Consider the following 6410-nt stretch of genomic DNA (forward strand, 5'->3'; position numbering starts at 1 on the left):
GGGCCAACGATGTTTGTAGACAACCGTAGGGTCCGCTGCGCGGACCAACAACCCAGCAGACCGCTCGGACACACCGGTCCGCACAGCGGACCCTACCGAGCCCTCAAGGCTCCGGCAACTCCTTGGCATAGAGCACCGTCCACTCCGCCACCTCCCGCACACAGTCCTGCGCCACCCGCTCGCCCAGGCGCAGGGTGTCGAGCGACCAGGCGCCGGGATCGCCGGCCGGCTGCGCCGCCGCCCGTTCCATGCGCCTCGCCAGTGCCAGGGCCTCCTGCCGGTGCCCGATCAGGACTTGGGTCAGGGACTGGGAACGGTCGCCCAGACGCGCCGCCTCGCTCTGAAAGCGCACACCGTTGAGCGCCGCCACGGCCGCGGGCAGCACGGCGGCGAGCAGCAACAGCCAGGGCGTGAAGCCATGCAACCCGTGCCAGAGCCCGTGTTCGGGCAGCAGCCGCGCGGCCTCAAGCCAGGGCGTCGCCAGGACCACCGTCAGAATCAAGCAATCCAGTGCCACAAAGCCCAGCACCGCCTTGTTGATCCGGGTGACGGCCCGCTCGGCACGGCGGTCCATTGCCTCGTGGGTGTGGGTACTGCGCAGGTGGTAGGCGATCTGTTCGGACAGCCAGGGCTCGCACACCAAGTCCAGGGCCGGCCGCGGGTCGAGGGCCAGCAGTTGAACGCGGATCTCGCCCACGCCATCGTGGCTGGGGAAGGGCACCGGTTGGGTCAGTTCAAAGGGGGAAACCGAGCGCAGCAGGGCGTCGAACAGCCAGTCCACCGCGGTCTGACGCTGGGCGCGCTGCGCCTGCCAGGGCCGGGCCGCCGCCGGGGGCTGAAAGCTGCCGAGCAAGGGCAGGTAATACAGCGCCCGCAGGCGTTCCGCGAGATAGCGGTAATCCACTGCCCGGGCATTCCAGTTCCCGTCGTTGGCCTGGTTGGTATTGCGCAGGATGAAATACAGGATGCCGAGCTTGGCGAGCCCCAGCCCCACCAGCGCCGGTTCCAGCCAGTGCGGCGCCCCATGGCCGCCGAACACGGCGAGCAGACTCAGGCTCAGGGTCGCCAACAACACCGCCAGGACCGCCAGCGCATAGTTGAGCACGAAGGCGCCGCGATAGAGCCCGCCAAAGTGATAGTTCAGGTCGGTGGCGCGCCGCCGGTACGCAACGTAAGGCGCCAGCTCGGCGTCCTTCTTTGGGGCGCGACCTCGACGGAAGCGGCGCTCCAGCCAGGCCCAGACCGCACCCCGCCAGGTCTCGCGGCGCAGACCATCGCGCCGCCGGGGCGGTACGGCCTTGGCGCCGAAGTATTCGTGCAGCAGGTGCAGCCCGGGGGACTCGGCCGGCGTCTGCCCAGGCGTCTGCACCGGCGGTTCGAGTTGCGGGTCGGCCATCACCCAGGACACCAGGTCCGCCAGGCGCGTCGCGAGATCTGGCCCTGGGTCCGTCTCATCCGGCAGCGGTTCATCCAGGGCGGCATGGATATCCGCGTCGGGCTCGATCACCCGCACCGCCCCGCTCCGGGTGTCGATAAAAATCACCGGCAGGCCGAAGGTCATGGCCCCCTGCACCGTCTCCCGGGTGCCGCCCGCCTTGCCCTCCGCCTGGGGGTCCGCGGCGGCGATCAGTATGTCCGCCTGGCGCAGCAGCAGGGCCGACTGGGCGCGGTAGCCGCGCTGGCGCCGCCGCTGCGCGAGCGGGGTGTCCGGGTCCGGCTTGGCGTGGAGCCCGTCCGCCACCAGGATGTAGGCGCAGCGCTCGGCCTGGCGGTCGAAGTCAGGGAGAAAGTCCCGCGCGCGACTGGCGCGGTAGGCCAGCAGGTCGAAGGGCAGCACCGCCGCCAATTCGGTCTCGACACAGGTATTGGCGGCCCCATCCGGCCCCGGACGATCCGGGGCGATGTGCAGGTTCTCCAGCACCTGCGCCGCTACCGTGTCCGCCCCCTCACACAGCCCGGTGATCAGGCGCAGCAAGGGCCGTTGGTCGTCATCGTAGAAGGCAGACACCCGCGGCTCCTGCCCGGCCTGTACCGGGGCGCCCGGGGTCAGGGCCGCCAACCGGTGGCCGAGGTGCCCGAGCACCTGCCCAAGGGCGTTGGTCAGGGTCTCAATCTCCGGGGGTTGCAGCACCCGCCGTCCGGCAAAGCCCAGGCGCAGCACGGCGCGGGGACGGGGTAGGATCAAGCTCTCCGGTGCGGGGTGCGGCATGATGATCATCCTCAAGACCCAGGCGAGGTAGGCTCTCCAGCCAGTGACAACAGCGCACTGCGCGCCGCAGGTGACATTCGGAAACCACTGCGCTCCAGGCTGTCGCAGATTGGCGCTAAGTCTTCCAGCATGCGCGCACGTTTCGCCTTGAGCAGCACGCCCAGTGTTCCCGTGTAGACCACCCCAAGCAGGTCAGCGAAGCGACGTGCGCGGCGGTCGTCGAGCAGCGCGAGGTGCCCGGCGGTTTCCTTGGCCAGGGCCATCACCTGGAGCTCTCCCGCGCCGAGCCCGCTGGCCAGCGGTAACAAAACCCTGGTCTGGGGCTCGACGATCCGCACCCACGGCAAGCCCGCCACCGTCGGCAGATGGACACCGAGCGTCCGCCCCCGCTCCAACTCCTCCTGCACCGCGGTCGGCACCAGGATGCCCCCGTAGAGACGAGGCAACAGCTCCAGCAGGTCAAGCTGAAACAGGTATTGGATCGGCGAGGTGTCGGCGATGACTTCAGGCATTGGCGAGATCGTGCGCGAGTTCATCCGCACTCAGATCGAGCGCCGCCACGCCGTAGTCGGCCAGTCTGGCGAGGAACAGGGGCTGGGGCACGCCGGCCAACGCCGCTGCGGCCCCGGCGGATAGCCGGCCCAGTTCAAACAGCTTGACGGCGGCCATCATGCGCAATGCGATGCCTGCCTGACGGTCATCAGCGCCGAGCTGGAAGGCGATCTCCGCGGGAATATCGAAGGCGACGCGGGACATGGTTGAAACCTCTGTTGGAGCCGGCGCGGGGCCACACCGCCCGGTCCGGAAACGTTTGCCGGTGCCGCGTGGCGCGGTGCCGGCCATCGGCTGCGGACAGTCCGGCGGCATCCCAGATCGGGGGGCGCCGACGTCGGACGGCAGGTCCGGATGGTAGCCGGGACCAGGGGGGGCGGCAAGGCGCGCGCTGGTTCCCAAGCTCCAGGATTGAAGAGAGATTTTTGGTATTGGCGCCGGGTTTCCAAGTGGCACTTGGGATCCAGTACATTCTCGCCCTCGCCCGCCTTGACCCTGAACCCTATCGGCGCCTAGCATCATGTCAGGAAGCGCCTTACCGAAGGTAGGCCCGGATGATCACCAGCAAGCTGACCCGCAAGGCACAAACCAGGATTCCCCAGCCCGTGCGCGCGGCGCTGGACCTGCGCGAGGGCGACGAGATCGCGTACCGCCTGGACGGAGAACGCGTCTTCCTCACCAAGGTCGCGCCCGCACACCCGATGGACGACCATTTCCGGGCGTTCGATGAGTGGTATTCAGCGGCGGACGCGCGGGCCTATGCCGATCTTTGAGGCCCGCGACGCCACACGCCTCTGCGCCGTCGGGCCGGAGGTGCGTGCCGAGGTCATGGCGCGAATTGCCGAGCGGCTCGGCATGGACAGTGCTCGCGGGTGACAAGGGTCCGCTGTGCGGACCATTTGCGCACGGTCTGCTCCAGAGCCTCGGGCGGCGCCCGCGGCAGCCATCCGGGGTATTCGCCGCGACCACACCGGCAGGCGGGCACGGGACCGGCCGACGGTCATGGCCGCAAGGCCAGCCACCCCCGACGATGCAAGGAATGCGTGGGAGCGGCTTCAGCCGCGACGAGGCCAGGGCCGTTTGCGCGGTTGCGTCGCGGCTGAAGCCGCTCCCACCGGGTCCCGGACTGACGTTCACGATCACGCCCCGACCTCCGGCCGCGGCCAGCGTCCCAACCGGAGGTCGAGGCTTCAGCCGGAAGGGGCGCGCGAAACCTCCCAGAGCGCGCGTGGACCGCGGCGGTGGCGACTTGCCCGGTCGCGTGACTTGGGAACCGGTAAGCCCCCTTATCCGGGGGTGCCGGGTGGCCGAGGGGAGACCCGGCACGGCGCCGCTTAGTGCGCCGCAGCCTGCACCCACGCCCGAATCGCCTCCAACCCCGCCAGGTCCGCGGGCGACACATGCAGCCCCCGCTCCTGAATGCCTTTCAGCACCGCGTAGGCCTGGCGCCAATGGACCTGCGCCGCCTGCGTTTCACCGCGCCGCTCATTCAGGTCCGCGAGCATCCAGTGGGAGACATAGAGGTCGCGCTGCCAGCCGGCGTTGCTTGGGTCCGCGGCGGCCAGGCGCTCGACGATCGCAAGCGACTGCCCGAAGTGCGCCAGCGCGCCCGCGAGGTCGCCTTGCGCGGCCTTGGTGCCGCCGAGCCCGATCAGGCTCACCGACAGGTCGCTCTGCCAGCCGGCGTTGCTCGGGTCCGCGGCGGCCAGGCGCTCGACGATCGCAAGCGACCGCCCGAAGTGCGCCAGCGCGCCCGCGAGGTCGCCCTCAGCGGCCTTGGTGTCGCCGAGCTTGTTCAGGCTCACCGACAGGTCGCGCTGCCAGCCGGCGTTGCTCGGGTCCGCGGCGGCCAGACGCTCGGCAATCGCGAGCGACTGCCCGAAGTGCGCCAGCGCGCCCGCGAGGTCGCCCTCAGCGGCCTTGGTTTCGCCCAGGTGATTCAAACCCACGGAGAGATCCCGCTGTCATCTTGGCTCGGCTGGTTCTTGTGCGGTGAGTCGTCTGGCGATGGCCGTGAAACGCTCGAAGCCTGCGGCTGCGTCATCGAGCTGGCCTCGATTCATGGCGACCAGTGCAAGACGCTCGATGGATCGGCCCAGTTCATGCCGCCATTCTGTTCGCTTGGGCTCCGTTTCGCTCAGACGTCGAGCGAGACCGTTGGCCTCGCGATAGTCGGCTTCGGCCTTGGTCAGGTTCCCGAGCGCGAGCAGGTTGAGGTCCGCTTGCTGGAACAGGAACGTGACTTTGGCGTGCATCGCCTGCGGCCACTCCGGCTCCAGTTCCAACACCTCCTGGTACAGCGCGCGGGCCGGCCCAGCCTCGCCCTTGGCGGCATAGAGCCCGGCGCTGGTGAGCAGCGGTTGCAGGTCCTCGCGGTTGCGTTGCCGCGCCGCATCCTGGCGGGCGCGGACCAGGTCGAGGATGCCCACGCGCTTGGAGGCGACATAGGCGAGGGCCGGATCGACGCCCTGTTCTTTCAAGATACGGGTTAGTTCAGTGAACACGGTGCTGGCCTCGCCGCGGGCTTCGACCGCGGCGAAGGAGGCGGCGAGGTCGTCGACGCGGGCGAGTTGGGCCGCGCGCTGGGCGGCTGCGGCCTGGCGTTGTAGCTCGCGCGCCTGCCAGTCGGCGGCGGTTTCGGCCGCCAGGAGGTCGCGCCGGTAGGCGTCTTCGACCGCGGTCAGCAGGTGGGCGCGGATGCGCTCGGTGGTGATCTGCTGCTGGGCGGCGGTCTGCTCGACAATGCGGCTCCTGGTCCAGTCGATGTACCAAAGGATGCTGGCCCCGACCAGCAACAGCGCCGCAAAGAGGGCGCCGAGGCCCCAGCCAAGTCGGCGCTGCTGGCGCGCCTGCCGGGCGCGCAGTTGCGCCAGTTCGTCCTTGAGCCTGAGCACGCGGTTTTCGAGTTCGGTATCGTTACCGACGGGATGGCGCAGATGGTTGTCTGCGCGCAGGCGCTCGACATAGGCCAATTGCAGGGCGCGGCACTCGGCCTGGTAGGCGGCGGGGTCCGGGTGCGGGGGCGCACCGTCGCGGTGCGGCGGCAGGTCGAGTTGCTCCGGTTTCAGGTCGCGATGGCAGCCGGGGCCGACCTCGATCACCCAGGTGCGCTTGCCCTGGCGGCGGGCGTAGAGCAGTTCGAACTGGGTGTAGGAGCAGCGCCCGAACTCGGGGTCCGGCCAGCGGCGCGCGGGGTCGTCGCTCAGCGGCGGCTCGCGGCCGTAGGCGAGGCCAACCAGTTGAAAGACGCCCTCGCAGCCGTCGATCTGCTGTTGCAGCCAGGCGCGCAGTTCACCGTGGCCGGTGGGGAAGTCGTCTTGCGTGACGGTGTCGAAGCCGAGCTTGCGCAGGGTGTCCGCGACCAGGCGGCGGGCACTGCCAAGCTCTTTGCTGACGGTGGAGACGAACAGACGCGGGCGGTTCATCGCAGACCCCTCAACGATCCGGTGGATGGGCGGGGATGAGTCTGCCGCGGGTGCGCACGGGCGTCAATGGCGGGGGAAGACCAGCCCACGGCAAATCCGTTCTAGCCCGCCGTGGCTGGCCGTCCCCGCCGACGGCGGGAATTTTCGGTCATGCCCAGGTAGTCGAACACCAGGCGGACGTTGCGTGCCAGGCGCTGGATGGTGGCGGCGACGGTGTCGCGGGA

General features: G+C 69.6%; 6 protein-coding genes. 1 reads left to right on the plus strand and 5 read right to left on the minus strand.

The window, feature by feature from the left end:
- Window positions 1-103: 103 nt before the first annotated feature.
- From QZX93_RS25455 to QZX93_RS25465, 3 genes are read right to left on the minus strand one after another with little or no spacing between them, the layout of a single operon-like run.
- Window positions 104-2209 carry a hypothetical protein gene (locus QZX93_RS25455; protein ID WP_295387530.1) on the minus strand — a complete coding sequence of 702 codons (2106 nt, stop codon included), beginning with the start codon at window positions 2207-2209 and terminating at the stop codon, window positions 104-106.
- An 11-nt stretch (window positions 2210-2220) separates the two neighbouring features.
- Window positions 2221-2721 (minus strand): DUF3368 domain-containing protein, encoded by a 501-nt coding sequence (locus QZX93_RS25460; protein ID WP_295387527.1) that lies wholly within the window; start codon window positions 2719-2721, stop codon window positions 2221-2223.
- Window positions 2714-2965, minus strand: coding sequence for a UPF0175 family protein (locus tag QZX93_RS25465; protein ID WP_295387524.1), 252 nt, complete (start codon window positions 2963-2965; stop codon window positions 2714-2716). Before QZX93_RS25465 ends, QZX93_RS25460 begins: the two co-directional genes overlap by 8 nt.
- A 350-nt stretch (window positions 2966-3315) precedes the next feature.
- Here QZX93_RS25465 and QZX93_RS25470 point away from each other — a divergent pair, with 350 nt between their 5' ends.
- Window positions 3316-3534: a type II toxin-antitoxin system PrlF family antitoxin gene (locus QZX93_RS25470; RefSeq protein ID WP_295387520.1), complete on the plus strand. Its 219-nt coding sequence runs from the start codon at window positions 3316-3318 to the stop codon at window positions 3532-3534.
- 561 nt (window positions 3535-4095) lie between these two features.
- On the opposite strand, the gene QZX93_RS25475 is transcribed toward QZX93_RS25470, so the two are convergent.
- Both QZX93_RS25475 and QZX93_RS25480 read right to left on the minus strand, forming a co-directional pair.
- Window positions 4096-4710, minus strand: a complete 615-nt coding sequence (locus tag QZX93_RS25475; RefSeq protein ID WP_295387517.1) for a tetratricopeptide repeat protein — start codon at window positions 4708-4710, stop codon at window positions 4096-4098.
- Window positions 4711-4725: 15 nt separating this feature from the next.
- Complete coding sequence (locus QZX93_RS25480) at window positions 4726-6186, minus strand: DUF4062 domain-containing protein (protein ID WP_295387515.1); 1461 nt, start codon at window positions 6184-6186, stop codon at window positions 4726-4728.
- Window positions 6187-6410 lie beyond the last annotated feature (224 nt).

Source organism: uncultured Thiodictyon sp., from assembly GCF_903946935.1.
Taxonomy (GTDB): domain Bacteria; phylum Pseudomonadota; class Gammaproteobacteria; order Chromatiales; family Chromatiaceae; genus Thiodictyon.